The sequence below is a fragment of the Pseudomonas sp. NFACC37-1 genome, from assembly GCF_900101575.1.
GTDB classification, from domain to species: Bacteria; Pseudomonadota; Gammaproteobacteria; order Pseudomonadales; family Pseudomonadaceae; genus Aquipseudomonas; species Aquipseudomonas fluorescens_AA.
The window spans coordinates 1-20,202 of record NZ_FMUZ01000030.1; the positions used below are offsets into that span (position 1 = coordinate 1).

General features: G+C 59.9%; 11 protein-coding genes and 1 pseudogene. 6 read left to right on the top strand and 6 right to left on the bottom strand.

Annotation, left to right across the window (positions count from 1 at the left end; genetic code table 11):
• The 6 genes and pseudogenes from BLP82_RS23710 to BLP82_RS23735 form a co-directional block, all read right to left on the bottom strand.
• Positions 1-280: pseudogene (locus tag BLP82_RS23710) on the bottom strand (IS4 family transposase); the annotation flags it as partial.
• A gap of 159 nt (positions 281-439) precedes the next feature.
• On the bottom strand, positions 440-661 hold the full coding sequence (locus tag BLP82_RS23715; RefSeq protein WP_218189437.1) for a hypothetical protein: 222 nt from the start codon (positions 659-661) through the stop codon (positions 440-442).
• A complete protein-coding gene (locus BLP82_RS23720; RefSeq protein WP_092173699.1) occupies positions 658-10,149 on the bottom strand; it encodes a hemagglutinin repeat-containing protein in 9,492 nt (3,163 codons plus the stop codon). The genes BLP82_RS23715 and BLP82_RS23720 overlap by 4 nt, the downstream gene beginning before the upstream one ends.
• A gap of 23 nt (positions 10,150-10,172) precedes the next feature.
• Complete coding sequence (locus tag BLP82_RS23725) at positions 10,173-11,879, bottom strand: ShlB/FhaC/HecB family hemolysin secretion/activation protein (RefSeq protein ID WP_092173703.1); 1,707 nt, start codon at positions 11,877-11,879, stop codon at positions 10,173-10,175.
• A gap of 215 nt (positions 11,880-12,094) precedes the next feature.
• The gene (locus BLP82_RS23730) at positions 12,095-12,994 is read right to left on the bottom strand and encodes a proline iminopeptidase-family hydrolase (RefSeq protein ID WP_092173708.1); all 900 of its coding nucleotides are present in this window, start codon (positions 12,992-12,994) and stop codon (positions 12,095-12,097) included.
• A gap of 90 nt (positions 12,995-13,084) precedes the next feature.
• Positions 13,085-13,846 (bottom strand): LuxR family transcriptional regulator, encoded by a 762-nt coding sequence (locus BLP82_RS23735; protein ID WP_092173711.1) that lies wholly within the window; start codon positions 13,844-13,846, stop codon positions 13,085-13,087.
• A 165-nt stretch (positions 13,847-14,011) separates the two neighbouring features.
• Here BLP82_RS23735 and BLP82_RS23740 point away from each other — a divergent pair, with 165 nt between their 5' ends.
• From BLP82_RS23740 to BLP82_RS23765, 6 genes are read left to right on the top strand one after another with little or no spacing between them, the layout of a single operon-like run.
• Positions 14,012-14,899: a proline iminopeptidase-family hydrolase gene (locus tag BLP82_RS23740; protein ID WP_092173716.1), complete on the top strand. Its 888-nt coding sequence runs from the start codon at positions 14,012-14,014 to the stop codon at positions 14,897-14,899.
• A 3-nt stretch (positions 14,900-14,902) separates the two neighbouring features.
• Positions 14,903-15,850 carry an ABC transporter permease gene (locus tag BLP82_RS23745; RefSeq protein WP_092173720.1) on the top strand — a complete coding sequence of 316 codons (948 nt, stop codon included), beginning with the start codon at positions 14,903-14,905 and terminating at the stop codon, positions 15,848-15,850.
• A complete protein-coding gene (locus BLP82_RS23750) occupies positions 15,847-16,704 on the top strand; it encodes an ABC transporter permease (RefSeq protein WP_092173723.1) in 858 nt (285 codons plus the stop codon). The genes BLP82_RS23745 and BLP82_RS23750 overlap by 4 nt, the downstream gene beginning before the upstream one ends.
• Entirely contained in the window at positions 16,701-17,687 is a 987-nt protein-coding gene (locus tag BLP82_RS23755; protein ID WP_092173727.1) for an ABC transporter ATP-binding protein, read from the top strand. Before BLP82_RS23750 ends, BLP82_RS23755 begins: the two co-directional genes overlap by 4 nt.
• Entirely contained in the window at positions 17,684-18,655 is a 972-nt protein-coding gene (locus tag BLP82_RS23760) for an ABC transporter ATP-binding protein (RefSeq protein ID WP_092173732.1), read from the top strand. The genes BLP82_RS23755 and BLP82_RS23760 overlap by 4 nt, the downstream gene beginning before the upstream one ends.
• 28 nt (positions 18,656-18,683) lie before the next feature.
• Positions 18,684-20,198 carry an ABC transporter substrate-binding protein gene (locus tag BLP82_RS23765; protein WP_092173737.1) on the top strand — a complete coding sequence of 505 codons (1,515 nt, stop codon included), beginning with the start codon at positions 18,684-18,686 and terminating at the stop codon, positions 20,196-20,198.
• The last annotated feature ends 4 nt before the right edge of the window (positions 20,199-20,202 follow it).

A 20,202-nucleotide genomic window follows, 5' to 3' on the forward strand; every position in this document is an offset into this window, starting at 1 on the left:
GAACGCTGTTGGGTTTCAAACCCTCGCAGGAGCGTTTGATGGATAAATCATTCACGGCATTCTGGCAGGACCGGTCGGCGCTCATTGCCTGGGACAAAAACATGGACAGCGTTTCGGTCGGGGGAAATAGCCGCTGGCGATGCTTGGGTATCGATGACTCGACACCCCGCAATAACTCAGGATCGGAGAGCAGCTTGAAGAAAGCATGAGCATTGCTGTTCGTGGCGTGCTGGCGCATACGGTGCTGTTGATGTCGGACGATTTGGCGTCTACGATTCACTCGGGCTGTGTCCTTGCTTGATCGGTGTGTGTTCGCAACTATCACCGTAGACCAAGGCCAGCCTTTTTTCATTTTTTCGCAGTCGTATCAGCTAGTTAGCTGTTAAGTAAGTGCCATTCAAATCTGTCCTCTTTTTCAACCCCCTTTTTCACGTACCTTTTAATCATGATTCAAATGCTTAGCCGCCTGATTCAAAAGGGTCATGAACTCTTCTAACTCAAAACTCCAACTCCCGCCTTTAACAGGGGGGTAAATTTCGATCTCAACTGATCTGCCAGGCTCGCAGGTTACTTCAGCCAGCTGGTCAGTTCCCGCCCATATTTCAAATACCAAATTTTCACGATCTGGCGGGCTAGTTATCATTGAAGACAAATGATTCATGGTTTTGGTGGCTCCAATAGACCAATAAATTTCCCATTAGCATCATAACGTAGCCCCCGACCGTCGGGAGCGATTACATCCATTACCTTTCCAAATCTCCCCGTATCCTTATAGGCTACAGTTGTCGCAGGATTGCTCAGAATTTCATCAGCTATTTTTTGACCTTGAGCGTTAATTTCGGAGGGACTTCCTTTAACGCTTGGGAACGCACTGCCTTCACGGCTACCGTGTTTCTGAAGAGCTCGGCCAGCTAGCGAAAGCTGTCCAGACTTATCCGCCGGATCCAACAGTTTTCCCGCATTCGACAAATCTTCGATGCTCTTCCCTGCAAACGAGCCTTTTGCACCGCCTATACCACCGCTCTTCTCCGGCAAATCACAAGGCCCAGTGTTATGCACCCAGGTCTTGAGCTCTCCCACATAGAACGTGTGGCCGATATCGACCGTCAGGTTATATGTTTTGCCGATTGGCGCGTAAAGCTCCAAGGACTCGACTTCCGACGAGGTATTTTCTGTCTCTCCGTCGGCCAGCGATTGCAGCAAGTCGCCAGGCTTCAGGTCGATAACGGGGATGAAGTCACGTTTGGCCGGTACGTAAAACGGATGGCTTGGCGTGACCAGCAGTGTTTCGCCTTGCGCGGAGCCATCGTGACGCACGCTTTTGAGTTTGAGGCGGTAAATTGGCTGGTCGCTACGCTGGTGAGTAGCGAGGATCGCAGCCGCAAAGGGCTTGCCGCCTTTTTCCGGTTTGCTCCATACCACGTCGCCGACTTGCAACGTTTCGATGGCTCGGTCGCCCTCTGGCGTCGATACCATCGTCCCGGCGGCAAAGCAGCAGGGGCCTTTATTTCCTGCGGTTGGGTTACTCACCAGTGGGCCTTTTGACCCCTTCCCATCCGCTACCACAACGGGCGTAGGCTCTTTCGAACCTCTATTTTTCGAAAGTACCCCCGTCAACACCGAGGCCATAAACTGACCGCCGCCGATCAGGTATTTGTCCGTTTCAAACTTTGGATCGAGCGTTGTATCTTCTATCTCATCCGCGATTTCTTTCCCCATGGCTTCGCTGAATTGTTCGGTTTTCTCAAGCAGTGCTTTACCCGGCTCGGTTTCGGAGGCCGCGTTGATGACAGCCAGTTGCACGAGCCCTTTAGGGCCTTGTGCCATAGCAATGACCACGGAAATCGCTTGCTTCTCGTCCTCATGCGCAGCGGCGTACTCATTGATCCCCGAAAATGTCCGTAAGGTATCTTGGGCAAGGCTGAGCTTCTCGACATCGTCATCAGTGACAGAGGTAGGGGCGAGTTCCAAACCCGATGGGCGCTCTGCGTTAGACGAGGGCACCTGAACTTCCTTGCTTATGGCCTCGATCTGCTTCACGTCCACGCCAGCGAGCAGGCCTACCTCAGCCAGCACCCGCTCCTGGAAATTTGGATCCCCCATGGTCTTCATGGCCTGAGCACGCGTCAGACCACCGATGATCAACGCCTCCATAGTCGCTTCGGCGAAATCGACGCCCACCATCGCCGAGGCACCCGCATCCATTTTTCGCCCCAACCCTGCCTCGATCTTGTTGACCGCCGCATTGAAGTCGTTACCGGCTTGCTGGAAGTTCTGCTTGGCAGTTTCGTCGTAACTGCGGAGTTGCTTGGTCCACTCCTTGGCGGTTTCAATCGGCGTAAAGGCTGCCGTCACGGAAGACTTGGTCACGTACAGGTCTGTACGGTGTTCATCATCCCGGGTGATTTCGTAGGCTTTGTCGACGTCGCGGTTCAGACCTTTGGTCGAATCGGCTCCGGTCCCGGCGTCATTGCGCACAACGACGTCGCCCGCCCCCACTGTGGCGCGTACGAGCTGTTGGCGGTCCTTCTCATAGTTCCAGCCTTCGACACTCCAGCCGTTCTTGTCCTTTTCGCCCTTGCCGACCTGACTACTGTCCTGGGCTCCGCCGCCCCCCTTGGAGTAGCTGCCACCGACGTTCAGGTAATAGCCATGTTCCTTGTCCTTGCCAGCGATGTCGCTGAAGCCCAGCGTGCCGGTGTCGAGTTTGAGCTTGCCGGTATCCGAAGCGATAAGCGCCCCGTCGAGCTGGGTGTGGTTTTCGGTACGGATGTCGACCTTGTCCTGCCCGGTGATGCGGGTCTGTTGCTCGACCCATTCGGTCGAGCCAGTGGTCTGGCCATAGCCGACCGAACCACTGACACCCGCGCCCGGCCCCACGGTCACTGTCACGCTGAGGTCGAACTCCTTGCCTTCGACCTTGCCCGTATCAGGCACCGACGAGACATTGAGGTCGCGGCCAACCCGGCCAATGACTTCATTGCCGCGCAGGTCCGCACCGGCAATGTTCGTGTCTTTGCCGCTGGTAAAGCCCAGGCGATTACCTGCGTACAGATAGGCCTGTTGTTGCCGCTGGGCTTCACGCTCCAGGTTGCCTCTGCCCAGATTGACGCTGGCGTAGATGCCGACGCCTTCAGAGCCGACGCTGAGGCCTACCTCACCGCCGCCGCTCTTGCGGGTGTTGTCGCTGCCGCTGTCGTTCTGGGCGGCGCGAATGTTCAGGTTGTTTGCTGCGCGCAGGTCGATATCACGCTGAGCCTTGACCTGGGAGCCAATCAGGTTCAGATCATTGCTCGCCTGCAGGTTGACGTCCCGCGCCGCATCCAGGGAAGTGACCGTCGACGTTTGCTGTTCGCTGTCGCCGCTGGCAATACCATTGCTGCCACCGACGCCAAGCTTGAAGCCGCCGCTGGTTCCACCGTGGATACCGCCCCAACTTTGTCGCTCACGAGTCTCTTCGGCATAGCTGCCTTTGGCGGCATCGAGGGTGACATCGCGTCCCTTGATATTGATATCGCGACCGGAGATCAATTGGCTGCCGCTGATCTGAACATCGTTGTTGGCAGCAATGTTCAGATCGCTGCCTGCGTTCAGCGTCGACGAGCGACGGGTCTGTTCAATGACCTGCTGACTGGTGCTCTGCTTGCTGTTACCGATCTTGGCGTCGAACGTAGGGCCTGAAGCGAATTGGGAAACGCCGTCCACCGCCTTCAACGTACTGGAAGCCTTGCTGACACCATCTTCGCCCTGGCCGGCACCTTTGACGGCATCGCGGGTTCGGCCGTAGTTGTGGTTCATGCTCAGGCTGGCGCCGTTTCGTTCGCTCTCGCGTTGATGCTCGATCAGTTGCATTTCGCGGGCAGCGTCGATCTTGATATTGCGACCGGCCGTCAAGTCGATATCGTTGAACGCCTCAAGGTCTGAGCCAGTCTGAGTGATATCTCGCTTGGCGTTGACGGCCAGGTTTTGACCGACACTGATCTGGCTGGCGGCAGCGGTTTGCTGTTCCAGCCGGTTTTTCTCTTTGGTACGGTCCACGCCGGCGAAGAAATTGATGCCGTTGGCATCCGAAGACACGCCGATCCCGGCTTGTTTATTCTTTTCCCAGTCCTGCTCGGAACGGCTGTTCTGCGCGGCCAGGACATTCACATCGCGTCCGGCGTCCAGGCTGACGTTGCCGCCGGCCTTGATGCTGCTACCAATGACGTTGATGTCGCGCTCGGCCTGCAAAGCGGCGTCGCGTTCGGCCTTCACTTGGCTGCCCACGCTAGTGCTGCTTTGGGCTTCGCGTCCGGCCTTCTTGGCTGAAGCAAAGGACAGGAAACCACCCGACACCGATAACCCGTTTTTCTTCTTGTACTCCTCACTCCGGCTATAAGCCGTATCGTTGGCCGAGACGAGGTTAATGTCGCCACTGTCCTTGACCAGACCCGCACGCAGTTCCACATCATTGCCAGCAGTGGTCTCACTGGCCCGCACGCGCAAGTCGTTGCCTGCCGCGATCACCACGTCGTTGCCGGCCTCTAGCTCACTGGCTACCTGGGAGGCCGTAGTCTTCAATTCGCTCTTGCCGCTCTTGGACAAGCCGAGGAAACCCGATTTGGTTTTCTTGCTGTAGGAGCCATGCTCCTCGACACCCGATAGCACTGCCACATCCCCCGTGGCACCGACGACCAGGTCATCACCGGCCTTCAACTGACTGCCGATCACGGTGACATTACGACCGCCATCCAGCGTGACACCGCCACCGGCGGCTTGGCTGGTATTGACCGTCAGGTCCTGCCCCGCCTCCACCACGGATGCGATGTTGGTGCTGTGGTAGCTTTCCCGTTGTTCGCTTTTACTGCGGCCAAAGGAGCCTTTGCTTTTCTTCGAGTAGAACTCCGCGGCTTCGTCCGTTGCGGACAACAGGTTGATATCGCGCGTGGCATCGAGGGCAACGTCCTTGGCGCCTTTCATCTGGCTGGCCACCAGGCTCAGGTCTTGGCCCGCCTTGGCACTAAGGTCGCCTCCCGACTGGACAAGCGATGACTGCTGGCGGACCAGATCGCTGCTGCTTTTGACTTTTTTGCTTTGGGACGCGCGATGGCTTTCGTTGGCTGCGGACTCGATGGCGATATCGCGCCCGGCTGTCAGCGCCAGGCGGGTCTGGGCGATGACGTTGCTGGCAACGACCCTCAGGTCCTGCCCGGCCGTGACCTTCAGCTCGCGGTCAGCCGTCACGCTGGAACCATTCTGGGTAATGGTCAGGTCCCGGTGTTTGCTGCCCTGCGTATGGCTGTCCACCTGCTTGGCGGAGGTGAGGTTCACATCACGCATCGCCTGCAAGTTCGTGTCGTTGCCACTCTTGAGCACACCACCAACATTGGCGATATCCCGCCCAGCGCCCGCGCTCAGATCATGACTCGCCTCAATCCGCGCCGCGCTGTCGGCAAAATCACGTCGCTCGGTCTTGGAGCCGGTGCTGCTGGCATGGGTGGTGATGGTTCGTTCGTTGGTCAAATCACCGGCCACCGCCACAACACTGACATCCCGTCCAGCAATAACCCCGCCCGCCCTATTAGTCAGGTTATTACTCGCCAACGCATCCAGCCGACCACCCGCCTCCATCAGCCCGCTGTTGACCAAGCTGTCGCCAGCCGAAGCCCTCAGGTTGCTGGACGCCCGCAAGGTGCCCGCATTGTTCAGGTTTTGACCCGTGATCAGGCTGATGTCGGCGCCCTGAATCAACGCACCATTGGCCGCGAGGCGGTTGTTGGCCTGGGCCAGGTAGAGCACCGGCACCAGCAACTGCTCGTTGTTCACCGTGCGGGTTTCCATCCAGACGATGTCATGGGTCAGGGCCGCGACTTGTTCGGCGGTTAGGCTGACACCCAAGGACAGGTTCAGCGTGTCCTTGCTGGCGATGGCGTTGTTCATCAGGTACTTGAACATGCCGTCGTCGGAGGTCTGGCCGTCGAGGAGGCGCTGGCCGGTGCGGGCGATCACGGCTTGTTGGATCAGGCGTTGTTCGTAGAAGCCGTCACCCAGGCGCTTGGCGGCGATGTCGGGGTCGTAGCCCAGGTTCGTCAGCAGGTAGTCCGAGCTCATGAAGCGGCGCATGTCGGTCAGCGCCGGATTGGTCTCGATCAGGTATTTTTGCGGGTTGGCCTGGAACGAGCGGTCCGGCAGGCCGCGTACTTGGGTCAGGCCTGAGCCTTGGGTCGGCGTGGTCGAGCCTCCGCCGCTCATGCGGAACAGGCCGTTTTGCCCGGTGGGCAAATCAAAACCCGGCAAGGCCAGCGGATCGACCTGTTGCTGGGTCAGGTTCGGGGGTAGCTGCCGATTGACGCTGATGCGGGTCGAGAAGGCGTTGTCGGCCTGGGTGTCGGTGCGCGGGCCGGCACCGACATAGTTGTAGCCGCCACGCACGACGCTGTTGTCGGTGTTACCCGAAGTGCGGACATCGACTGCGCCGCCGGCCTGGATAATCGCGGCGTAGGTCTGGTTATCGGTAGTACTTGCCTGGGTGCGGAACTGCGGGAGCTCACGTTCGGTCATGCCGATGAAGCGGCTCATCGCTGCCTCGAGGCCACCCAGGTCATTGGCGTTGTAGCCTGGGCTCTGCAACCAGTATTTGTTGGTGAAGTCATTGGCGGCGGCGCGCCAGCCACCTGGGCTGCGCGTGCGCTCGGACATGAAGGTGCGCGAGGTTTCGGTCTCGCCGGTCTCGATGCCGATGTTGTCCAGGCTAACGAGGTTGGCGGTCAATGCGCCGCCGACGCCGATGCTGCTGCTCCGGTTGGTCAGAGTGTCGCCCTGGATATCCAGGTTACCGCCGGTGGTGATGCTGGAGGCGGCGCTGGCCGCGGTGACTTCGAACTTGTCGCGCTGAATGATCTGCCAGACGTGGTTCTCCTTGCCACCGCTGCAATCACCGGCGTTGACCCCTTCGATACAGGCCACTTCCCTGATCGAGGCGGTGTAGATGCCCGCGTCGTGGGCGGTCAAGACCTCACGTACGTTGTCGATCGTGCTGGCCGCCAGGCGCATGCTGCCATCGCTCTGCAGCGAGCCGGAGCTGTTGAGGATGCGGCTGGCACGGGTGCCGAGGCCGTCGCGATCGATGCTCAGATCGCCCAGGCTGTAGATATCGGCATAGCGGTTGGTCAGGCTATTGACGCGCAGGCTGGTAGCGCCGCCGCTGAAGATCAAACCGTGCTCGTTGAGCAGGTCGCCAGTCGATACGCCGAGCGCACCGGCACTGCCGAGGGTGCCGTAGTTGTTGATCGTGGCGGCAGTGACGTTCATGTCCGCCGCCGAGGTCAGGCGACCGTAGCTGTTGAGGACGCCATCGACCACGACGGTTGTGCGGCCGCCGCCGGCGATACTGCCGTTTTGCTCCAGATTGATCAGCGCGGCCTTGAGGCCCAGGGCACCAAGACTGCTCAAGCGACCGTTGCTGGCATAGGCGCCGGTCAGTTGCAGGTCGATGGCCCCATCGCTGCCGATCAGGCCGTCGACGCGCCAGTTGCTGCCACGGCCCACCATACTATCGGTACTGAGCAACTGGCCGGTGGCGGTCTGGGTCAACTGGTCGACATCCACGACCAGGTGCCCGGCCTGGATCGCCGTGCTGTTGGTCCAGCGATCAGCCGTCACCGTCAGGTTGCCGTAGGTCACCAACTGCCCGCCCGCCTGGCCCAGGTTGGCCTGGCTGATACCGAATACTCCCAGGCCGGTGTGCAACAGCTTGCCACCCGCGTTCTGAATGCTGCCGGCGTCCAGGCCCACATTTTGGCTGGTGGTTTCCAGGGTGCCGTCGTTGTTATCGAACAGGCCACCGATGTCGAACACGGTGGTGCTGTTCTTGCCCAGGGTGCGCAGTTGGCCCTTCTGGTTGCTCAGTCTCGCGGACAGAATATCCAGGCTGTCCTGGCTTTCGATAATGCCCGCGTTGTTGTTCAGCGCGCCCGAAAGGTCAAAGTCGATGCGACTGGCGCTGACCTGCCCGCCGCCGCTGTTGTCCATGTCCCGACCAATGACCTGGACCTTGCCCGTGGCGTATATCCCACCGTTGCGATTATTGATATCCGCACCCGCGTTGGTGATCACGACATCGCCGGCTTGTGCAGCGATGCGCCCGCCGTCGTTGAACAGCCCAGCCAAGGCTTGGATGCTGAGTCCTTGGGACTGGATCGTGCCGCCCCGACGGTTCACGTCATAGCCGTTTTTCAGCACACCCGTGGCCCGCGCCTCCAGCGCGGCCTTGACGCTGGACAGCACGCCGCCGCGGTTGTCCAGGTTGGTCGCGAAGACTCTCAGCTTGGCGTCCTGGGCGATGATGCTGCCACCCTGGTTATCGATATCACCTGCGACATCCACGGTCACCAGGCCCTTGCCTTGCAACGTGCCCTTGGCGTTGTTCAGGCTGGCGGCATCGAGTTCGAGCGCGCCTTCACGGCTGGCGATCAGGCCCTTTTCAGCGTTTTTCACCGAGTCGCTGGCATTGACCAGCAACTTGCCATTGGCGGCGACAGTACCTTTGTTGCTGTTGTCCAGGCTGGCGGTGCGCACGGTCACAACGCCCTGGCTGGACAATTCACCGCCCTGGTTCTTGATCGCGCCGGTGCTGGTGATGTCGAGGTTTTTACCGGTCATGACCAGACCGGTCAGGTTGTCCAGGCTGCCGAGGATCAGCGTCGCGCTGTTCAGGCTCGATAATTCACCGGCATTGTTTTCCAGGTGGCCCAGGTTGGCCGTCAGCAGGCCCTGGCTATTGATCAGGCCGCCCTGGCTGTTGAGGACCTGATCGGCGCTCAGGTGCAGTTCGGTGTTGCCGAGGATGCGGCCTTTGTTGCGGTTATCCACCACGTTACCGGTGACGGTGGTCTTGCGCTGGCCACTGAGCGTACCGCCCTGGTTGTTCAGCGCAGCACTGGTCGTGACGTTCAGGTCGCGACTGGCAATAACGGTTTTGCCGCCGTTGTTCAGTTGCTTGGCCGTGAGGGAGACATCGCCCGTGGTATTGCGGCTGTTATCGGCGTTGACGCCGGCTTCGATGATGCCGTTGTTGCTGAGCGTACCGCCGCTGTCCAGGTGAATGCTGTCGCGGGCCACCAGGTTTTTCTGGCTGGTCAGGTCGCCCTGGGTCTTAACGTCCAAGCGGCTACCAGCGTACACCTGGCCACGGGTTTCCAGGCTTTTGGCCGCGATGTCGACAGCACCGGCGGCGGCCGTCTGCGCCAAACTCAAATGCCCATTGGCATCCAGCTGAATATCCCCGCCACTGGCAACCATCTTGCCGTCCAGCTTCACCCCGACTCCGGCCTCGGTACCCACCAGCTTGATCGCCCCGGCGTACATACCACCCAAGGCCGAGGAATCGATGGCCAATTCAGGTTTGGCACTGCCGTCGTCGGCGCGGGCGGTGGCATTCAGGGTGCCTGCGTTGACGTCATTGCGCCCGGCGACGATGGTCAGGTTTTTCGCCTGAATCTCAGCGTTGATCCTGGCGCTGCGGGTGATGATTTCGAAGCGGTCGACGTTGTTCGCGTTCAAGCCCGCGCCTTCGATGGCGACGCTGCCCTGGTCCACCTGATAGCGACCCACTTGGCCGTTTTCGATGATCGGCTTGCCGGTGGTCAGGGTCGCCTTTGGAGTATTGATGAAACCGCAGCCGTTACAGCTGATGCCATAAGGGTTGGCGACGATGACGTGGGCTGACTGCCCCGCCACTTCGGTGTAGCCGCGCAGTTGACTGGGGTTGCCGCCGTTGACTTCGTTGAGGATGGTGGTGGCGGCCGTGCCCTGGAGGTTCGGGTTGCCGAGGATGATCCCACCCAGTTGCGTGGCCTGGGCCGGGTTGGTGGCGTTGTTGAGGATCACGCCGTTGCTGCCGACGTTGTAGTCCTTGAACTGGTTGTGAGACAGCCCGCTGCCGTTGGGCTTGGCGATGTTGACCACCGGCACGCCGTTGCCGGCCTGGCCGAGGCTGGTGCCCGGGGCGCTGACCACGATGCCGTCGGCCTGGGCCCACATCGGTTGCCAGAACATGACGTTGGCCAGCAGGAACGCCAGGCCACGCTTGGGCATGCCCCAGAAGGCGTCGCGGGTTTTCAGGGCAGCAGAAGGTTGGCGGGCCATGAAGGCGTGTTGGCGGTCGTCCATGATCAGGTCTCGTTACAGCAGCGTTAAATAGATACATCCAAGCGGAAGTAGATCGGCGCTTCGCGCTCGGTCAGGGCATCCGGACGTTCCAGGGAATGGGCGAAGGTGACGCTGGCGTTCAGGTGCTCACCGCGGGCGAACAGCTCCAGCGAGTTGCTCGACATGCGCCCGTGCTCGCTACCGTTGTAGCGATTACCGCGAATCACGCCCTGGTCATAACCGAGGCTGGTGCCATATTCGGCAAACACCGGGCGCAGCCACTCCATGGTCACCGGGCGGCTCCAGCGCAGGTCGTTGCGCCAGTAGCCGCCGCTGTCGCCGGACAGCGTCTGGTCCTTGTAGCCGCGAACCGACGACAGGCCGCCCAGGCTCATGCGCTGGGGGCTGAACAGCACGTCCTCGCTGCGCTGGCCGGTCATCAGGCTGCTGAAGCTGAAGGACTCGCCCCCCAGCATGAAGGGCTGCAAATAGCTGAGGGTCGCGGTGTATTTGCGGTAGCGCGCATCCGGCAACCCCGGCCCCGGCTCATGATCGCCCTGGGCATCGAGGGCACCGATACCTTGTTGCAGGCCCAGGTCGAGGTTGACGAAGGCATTGCCGATCCGCCGGCCATGGTTGATACCGAACTGCGCCTCGCTGATGCGATTGCTGCTTTCGGCGAGCTTGCTGTCTTCGATGAAGTTGTTTGTACGCAGGTACGAAAGGCCGGTGTTGAGTGAGGTCTTGCTCACGGCATCGCGATGGACCACCCGCTCCAGGCGCACCTGATGGTTCTGGCTGTCGCCACTCTGCTTGAAATTGAAGCCGTTGGCCTGGCCCAGCGCCCGGTACTCGCTCTGGCTGTAGGTGTAGCTCAGGTTCCACCAGCCAAACGGCAGGTTGTAATAGAGCATGCCATTGCGTGAGGTTTTCTGATGGTCGCTGACGGCATCGTGGCCGCCGCGCACGGCCAGTTGGTCAGCCAGGCCCAAGGGGCTGTCCCAATCCAGGGAAGCGCCCCATTGCTGCTCGCCGGTGCTTTTCTGCCCATCGTTATGCCGTGACAGGCCGGCGCGCCAGGGTTTCTGCGGGGTGTTGTCGACCCGCACTTCGCTGCCACCGATGTTTTGCCCGGGGGTCAGCGCCATTTGCGCACGGTTGGACGGCAAACGGTTCAGTTGATCGACCATCTGCTCCATCTCCCGCAGGTTGAGCAGATCGCCGGTTTTGCCGGGAAACGCCATCGCCAACTCACGATCCGACAACTGACTGTTCTCGGCACCTTTCAGGCCTTCCAGGCGGCCCTCGACCACCAACACTTGCAGGTGACCGCTGGACAGGTCCTGTTGCGGCAAATAGGCGCGACTGGTGACCAGGCCCTTCTCCAGGTAGTGGTCGGTAATGACCTTGAGCAACTGGTTAAGCTGCGGCACGCCCAGGCACTGGTTGAGGAAAGGTTTGAGCAGGCGTTGACGCTCGCCCTCGGACAACGCATCGGCGCCCTTGAGCTCGATGGTCTTGATCGGGAAGCAACGGGTATCGACTGGTGCGGTGGGCTGGGCCGGCTTCGCGTCCTTGCCGGGCAGGTCCTTGAGTTCTTCCAGGCGCCGACGCTGCTCTTCGAGCAGACGGTCCTGGCGCTCACGAATCAGGTCCGTGTCACCGGGGGTTGGCGCAGCATAAGCAAGTGTTAGCGGAGACAGGCACAGCAAAGCCAGGCACGACCTCGCCCACAGGGCGGGTGAGAACATGTTCGATCCCTCGATACAGAAATGACAGCAAGCTCGTGAGCGGACGAAGAGCCGAATGCCGGCTTACCCCCATGAAACACTCACGTTGCTGATGCGCAAAACCACGCGCACACCAGACCCTGCATATCGCTTTCGGTTCAAGAGAGCGGGAATTTCCCATTCAAAAAAGAGACGCGTCTTACAGGACGCGTCGAAAGCTCGGATTGCGCAGACGCCTACAGACACTCATCCAGGAAACTCACCACGGTTCCCATGCAAGCCATCCGCTCCTCGATATGGGGCATATGGCTGGAGTGTTCGAACAACGCCCAGCGAATGTCGGGAACATGATCCACATAGGGTTTGACCACCAACGGCGTCGCTTCATCGTATCGGCCTGAAATCAGCAGGGTCGGCACGCTGATCCGAGGCAAGCGATCGGTGATGGACCAGTCCTTCATGCTGCCGATCACATGGAATTCGGTGGGGCCATTCATGGCGTGATAAACGGTAGGATCGGCATCGATCTGGGCAAAGGTACGGGCGACTTCATCGGGCCAGGGCGTGACACGGCAGACATGACGGTCGTAGAAAACCCGAGCGGCCTCAAAATACTCGGTAGACGTCAAGGTTCCAGCCCGCTCGTGCTTGAGCAGTGTTTGCTGCACCTCTATGGGTAGAAGCTGGCGCAAGCGATTGACTTCAAGGAGCCACGTGGACATGTCCGCCGGGGAGTTGGCGACAATCAACACGCGCAAGCCCGCAGGCTGGAGCACCGCATGTTCGCTGGCCAACATGCCGCCCCAGGATTGCCCCAACAGTGCGTAATTGTCGCGAATGCCCAGATGATCCAGCAGGTTCTCCAACTCATCGAGAAAGAGCGCCACGTTCCAGAACGAGGGGTCTTTTTCCGGAAGATGGGTGGAACGCCCATTGCCCAGTTGGTCGTAATGAATCACCGGATAGCCACTGTTGGCAACATCCTTGAAGGCATCGACATAATCGTGTGTACAGCCCGGGCCGCCATGCAGGATCAGCAGCGGCGTACGGCCACTGCTGAAATCGCCAGTGATGCGATACCAGGTCTGATACGGACCAAAAGGCGCAAAGCCTTCGTGCGTTACGGGAAGATCCATTTCGTGCCGCTCCCTAGAAATCCTGTGGAACACGATACCGGGGACTGGACGGCGGAATAACTAGAGAAACAGATAGGTTTTTACCCGATTTCAGCTATCGAGCAACCGATAGTGCACCGCCCTGACCACGGCCTGGACCCGATTCCTGGCGCCGAGCTTGTGCATTGCAGAAGTCAGGTGGAGGGTGATGGTGGCCAAGGAACGATTCAGTTGCCTGGCGATGTCCGCCGCCGTCAACCCTTCAGCGGCTAATCTCAAGCACTCACGCTCGCGTTTGGTCAGGCGAACCGGGCATGCGCGGGCTTCCTTGCCGAGCAGCGGAAAAGCCGCCTCTTGCAGGGCATGGGAAATCAGACTGAAGTCACCCAGCGTTTGCCGGACATCCTGCAGGGTGCTCCCCTTCGTATCGGTGCGCAGCCCGGTCAATGTCGCAAAGCCACCTTTGGGCAAATGCATCGGCACCGTCACGCCACAGGTCATGCGCGAATCCTGCAGGTAGCTCACGACCGGTGCATGACTCTGGCCGATGAACGGCTGCAGCACCGTGTCGGCCTCCGGTCGATAGGACCAGACAAAAGGAGATATGGCATTGATTGCCAGATGCTGGACGGGGTCGATCTGGTAATAACCTTCTTCACACCAGAGCGAGTGCCAATCACGGGGGGTATTGCGCAACTTCAGCACAGTCGGGGTGATCAGTGCCCCATCATGATCCAGCGGCACCGGACTGTAGTCGTACACCAAGGCTTCAAAGCCTAACGCCTGGACCATCCCCAGGGTGTTATCCATCTGTTCGTCCAGGCTCCTGCCAGACACAAGACGGGTATTGAAGTCAGACAGCTTGGCCTGCATCCATTCAGCTCCCTTATTAATTTCAATCCTGAAATCGTGCAAGTAGAATGCCACGCCTGAGCGAGGGAATGCCAGAGATCAAACCTATAAGAATTGCTAGCTTATGGGCGCGTAGCTTCCTCGGTAAGGTTTAGCCAACGGGCGCACCTGAGCAGGAGAGCAATGATGTGGCATGAGATCGAGCCGGACCAGCGGTACGACGTGGAAGTCGATGGTCATCGTCTGGTGGCCTATGGCTTTGGCGACGGCGACGACGTGCTGTTGTGCCTCAATGGCGGCCCGGGATTGCCTTGCGATTATCTGCGTGACAGCCATGGCTGGCTCAAGGAAAAGGGCTTGCGGGTCATCGCTTTCGATCAGTTGGGTACCGGCGCCTCGGCCAGGCCTACTGACGAATCCCTGTGGGACATCACCCGCTATGTGGCGGAGGTAGAGACCGTCCGCCAAGCCCTCGACCTGGGCAAAGTGCACCTGCTGGGGCACTCCTGGGGTGGCTGGCTGGCGATCGAGTACGCCATTCATCACCCTCAATCGCTGAAAACCCTGATCCTGGAAAATACCGCCGGCGATATTCCTCATCTGTCCCTGGAACTGGAGCGTCTGCGGGCTGCCCTGGGCAGTGAGACCGTCGCGATGATGCAGCGCCATGAAGCCTTGGGCACCCTGGATCATCCGCAATACCAGGCGGCCATCACCCTGCTCAACTATCGCCATGTCTGCCGCCTGGACGAGTGGCCAGCACCGGTGACACGTTCCCTGGGCGACTGGAACATGGGGCCTTACATGACCATGCAGGGCCCCAACGAATTTCTCTATACCGGCAATCTCAAGGACTGGAATCGCATCGAGCAGATGGCCGGCTTCGAAATGCCTGTGCTGATCACCACCGGTCAACATGATGAACTGACGCCAGCCTGTGCGATGCGCATGAAAATGGCGCTCAAGGATGTACAACTGAATGTGTTCCCCAACAGCAGCCACATGCCGTTCTACGAAGAGCCCCACGCCTACTTCCCGGTCCTGCTGGACTTTCTGCACCGCCATCGGAACTAGCCCATGAACCTGGCGCGCTACCGTTTCATACTGTCGCGCCCGCTACAGCTGTTGCCGGTGCTGTTTGGCATCAGCATGATCACCTTTGTGCTCGTGCGCTCGATCCCCGGGGACCCCGCCAGGGCGCTGCTGGGCTCGCGCAGCACGCCGGAGGCGCTGATCAGGATTCGTGCCCAGTACGGTCTCGACCAGCCCTTGTGGATGCAGTACTTCTACTTTCTCAAGAACCTGCTCAAAGGCGATCTCGGCCAATCGCTGCTCTACAAAGTCGATGCCTTGAAGCTGATCAGTACCCGCATTGAGCCAACCCTGTTCCTGGTACTCGGCAGCGTACTGCTGGCGCTGCTGATTGCCGTGCCACTGGCCACGGTAGCGGCACGCAACAAGAGCGGGTGGCAGGATCATCTGATTCGCCTGTTCACCACGGCAGGGCTCGGCATGCCGGCGTTCTGGCTAGGCATCATGTTGATCCTGCTGCTCAGTGTGCAGTTGGGACTGTTCCCGGTCTCAGGCTATGGACGTACAGGGTGGGACAAACTGCATCACATGGTTTTGCCGTGCCTGACCATTGCCTTGGCACTCTCCGCCGTTCTGGTGCGCAACCTGCGCGCCAGCATGCTCATGGAGCTACAAGCCGACCATGCCACCGCCGCACGGGCCCGGGGCTTGTCCGAGCGGGCGATATTTCGCCGGCATGTGCTGCCCAACTCCCTGGTACCGGCGGTCAACCTGCTGGCGGTAAACATCGGCTGGTTGATCAGCGGCACGGTGGTCATCGAAAGTCTGTTTGCCATTCCCGGCATCGGTCAATTGCTGGTACGCGGCATCTTTACCCGCGACTACATGGTGGTCCAAGGCGTGGCCATGGTCCTGGCCCTCGCCACCGTCACGGTCAATTTCCTCGCCGATGTGCTGACCGTGATGATTGATCCGCGGGTGAACATGCGATGAGCGGCCAGACCCTCAGTCCCACCTGGCGTCTTGCGCTGCGTTTCGGCCTGCGCAACGGTCGCCTGGCCACCGTGCTAGGCCTGGCGATTCTGTTTGGCTGGCTGTTGCTCGCCCTCTTGGCCCCCTGGGTCGCGCCCTTCGATCCGATTGCCCAGAACACCGATATTCGCCTGCTGGGGCCGAGCCTGGCCCATCCGTTCGGCACGGACAATTTCGGCCGCGACGTTCTTTCCCGAGTGATCTGGGGCGCGCGCATCGACTTGCAGATCTCCGTGATCGGGGTGGTTTTCCCGTTCTTGATCGGCACTTGCGTCGGCGCCTTGGCCGGCTATATCGGTGGCCGGTTCGACACGATCTGCATGCGCCTGATCGATATTATCCTGGCCTTCCCCTTCCTGGTGCTGATGTTGGCAATCATGGCCATCCTCGGCCCCGGCCTGGGCAGCTTTTATATTGCGATGGCCCTGGTGGGTTGGGTGTCCTATGCACGGCTGATCCGTTCGCAGATCCTGGTGCTCAAGCAAAGCGATTTCGCCTTGGCGGCCAAAAGCCTGGGCTTCGGCCACGGACGCATACTGTTTCGGCACCTGTTGCCCAATGCCATGTTCGGTTCGATCGTGTTTTCCATGTCCGACGCGGTACTGGTATTGCTCAATGGGGCGGCGGTCAGCTATCTCGGCCTGGGGGTCCAGCCACCCACCGCCGAGTGGGGCACGATGGTCGCCGAAGGCCAGAGTTTCATCACCAACGCCTGGTGGATCTGCACCTTCCCGGGACTGGCGATCGTCACCTTGGCCATGGGCTTCAGCCTGCTGGCCGACGGTGTCGCCGAGCACCTCGGAGAACGCCCATGAGCACACCGGTGTTGCACGTCGAGGACCTCAGCGTGATCGCCGGCCACGGTGAGGGCGAAGTCACGCTGGTGGATCGCGTGTCATTTGACTTGGCCGAAGGCGAAATCCTCGGTCTGGTGGGTGAAAGCGGTTCAGGCAAGACGATGGCCTGCCGGGCCTTGATGCGCTTGCTGCCCTCTGCAAACCTGCGGGTCCAGGGCAAGGCCGTGCGCCTTGCCGGCAAGGAGCTGCTGACACTGGATGAAGCCGACATGCGAGGCATACGGGGTCGGCGATTAGGGATGATTTTTCAGAATCCCGGTAGTCATCTTGACCCGTTGATGCGTATTGGCGAACAGATCGGCGAGGGCATACGCCTGCATCAGGGGGCGTCCAAGCGTGAAGCACGGGCGAAGGCCATTGATGTGTTACGCCAGGTGGGCATTCCCGATCCGCTAACGCGGGTCGACAGTTATCCCCATGAGTTTTCCGGTGGCATGCGTCAACGCGCCATGATCGCTGTGGCATTGGGTTGCAACCCCCAGGTGCTGATCGCCGATGAGCCGACCACCGCCCTGGATGTCACGGTACAGGCACAGATCCTGCGCCTGCTCCTGGATTTGCGCGACCAACGTGGGCTGTCCATCATCATGATCACCCACGACCTGGGGATCGTCGCCCAGACCTGTGATTCCATCGCGGTGATGTACGCCGGCCGGCTCTGCGAACACGGCAACAAGCTTGATCTGCTGGCTCACCCACTACATCCCTATACGGCGGCCCTGATCGACTGCCAACCGGCTACCAGCGCCGGCCATGCCATGCTCAAAACCATCGCCGGCCAGCCGCCTCTGCTGAATGCGCTGCCCACCGGTTGCCGCTTCAATCCTCGCTGCCTTCAACAGGGCAGCCAGTGCACGCGGCTGTTGCCACAGATGCAAGTCACGACAGAAGCACACCGAGTCGCCTGCCATTACCCGCTGCCTGTGGGAGCTTCGTCATGACCCTGTTGCACGTGAAAGATCTGCAGGTGCGCTTCGCCGCCCCCGGCAGTGGTCCGTTCGGAATCAACAGGCAATGGGTGAGCGCCGTCAACGGCGTGTCGCTGAGTCTGGCCGCCGGAGAGGTGCTTGGGTTGGTGGGGGAGTCGGGCAGCGGCAAGAGCACCCTGGGTCGGGCCATCTTGCGCCTCACTGAGGTCAGCGCCGGACAGATCCTGTTCGATGGCGTGGATATGGCTCAAGGCAAGCGGATCGACATCGAGCGACTGCGCCACGAAACCGCGATGATTTTCCAGGATCCTTATACCGCCCTCAATCCACGGATGAGCATTGGCGACACCCTGGCTGAAGTGCTGCGAGTGCGCTGTGCGATTCCTGCATCGCTGATTCGCCAGCGGGTCGATGAACTGCTGAACCTGGTCGGCCTGCGACCGGAGCTGGCCCACCGCAAACCGGGCTCGTTGAGTGGCGGTCAATGCCAACGTGTGGGGATCGCTCGGGCACTGGCCATCGAGCCACGGTTGATCATCGCCGATGAATGCGTGGCCGCGCTGGACGTTTCCATCCAGGGACAGATCATCAACCTGCTGCTGGAGCTGCGACAGCGCATGAACCTGGCGATTCTGTTCATTGCCCACGACCTGGCGATCGTTCGGCGGCTCTGTGATCGGGTCGCCGTGATGTACCTCGGCGAGATCGTCGAGCAAGGCCCCACGGAAGCCGTGTTCAGCAGCCCGCGGCATCCTTATACCGTCGCGCTGATCCAGTCCATTCCACACATCGACCCGACTCGACCGTTGCTGAGCGCCCCCCTGCCTGGCGAGCCACCCAGCCCCCTGAACCTTCCATCCGGCTGCGTTTTTCACCCGCGCTGCCGGTATGCACAACCCATCTGCGCGAAAACGCCGCCCCCCAGCCATGACATCAATGGACATCGTTATAGCTGTGTGCTCGGAGAGCCATTGCTCTAAAAAACATTCATCAATAGGGAGTTTGACCATGCGATCGAAACACTTGAAGTTGCTGACCGCCGCGACGTTGACCGTTTGCACACTGGCGGCCGGTGTCGCCCAGGCAGCAGGCGTGCTGACCATCGGTTGCCGTGAAGAAAGTACGACGTTCGACCCGATCAAAAGCGCGCAGAACCGTGATAACTGGGTGTTCTCCAATGTCTACGACGTATTGGTGCGCGTCGACAACACCGGCACCAAGCTGGTACCGGGGTTGGCCGAGAGCTGGCAGGTTTCCGACGATGGCATGACCTATACCTTCAAGCTACGTTCGGCCAAGTTCTCCGACGGCTCAGCGATTACCGCCAGCGATGCAGCGTTCAGTCTGTTGCGCATCCGCGACAACAAAGGGTCGCTGTGGAGCGACTCCTACAAGATTATCGACAAGGCCCAGGCAACCGACCCGCAGACACTGGTGGTGACACTCACAAGCCCTTCAGTGCCCTTCCTCGCGCAGTTGGCGTTGCCCAACGTCTCCATCCTGTCGCAAAAGGCCATGGAGAAAATGGGTGAAGAAGCCTATGCCCAGGACCCCGTTGCTTCTGGCGCCTTTATCGTCAAGGAGTGGCTACGCGGTGATCGCGTGGTGCTGGAGAAGAACCCCCACTTCTGGCAGGCCGACAAGGTGAGCCTGGATGGCGTGGAATGGATCTCCATCCCGGATGACAATACGCGGATGTTGAAGGTACAGGCCGGTGAACTGGATTCGGCGATCTTCGTGCCCTTCTCCCGCGTCGAAACCCTGAAGAAAGATCCCAACCTGATCGTACACATGGATCCCTCCACCCGTGAGGATCATCTGCTGATCAACCATGAGCACGGCCTGCTGGGCAAGCCAGAAGTACGTCAGGCCCTAGACCTTGCGATCAACAAAAAATCCCTGGTCGATACCGTGACGTTCGGCCATGGCCAGGTGGCTTATTCCTACATTCCTAAAGGAGCGCTTTATCACAATGCCGATAATCTGCAGCGCCCGTACGACCCGGAAAAAGCCAAAAAAATGCTGGCCGATGCAGGCGCCTCAGGCCTGAAGCTCAACTATGTGGTCAATGCGGGCAATGAAGCTGACGAGCAGATCGCCGTGCTGGTCCAGCAACAGCTCGCAGCAGTCGGCGTGACAGCCACCTTGCAGAAAGTCGACCCAACCCAGAGTTGGCAGATGCTGATCGACGGCGACTACGATCTGTCCGTGATGTACTGGACCAACGACATCCTCGACCCGGACCAGAAGACCACCTTCGTGCTGGGACATGACACCAACATGAATTACATGACCCGCTACAAGAACGACAAGGTCAAGGATCTGGTCGCGGCCGCGCGGGTAGAAGTGGACCCGACCAAGCGCAAGCAGATGTATACCGACCTTCAGGCAATCGCCAAGCAGGACGTCAACTGGATCGATCTCTACTACAGCCCGTACATCAATATTTCGCGCAAGAACATCGAGCACTTCCAACAAAACCCACTGGGACGCTTCTCTCTTGAGGAAACAGTGAAGCGCTAGCGAG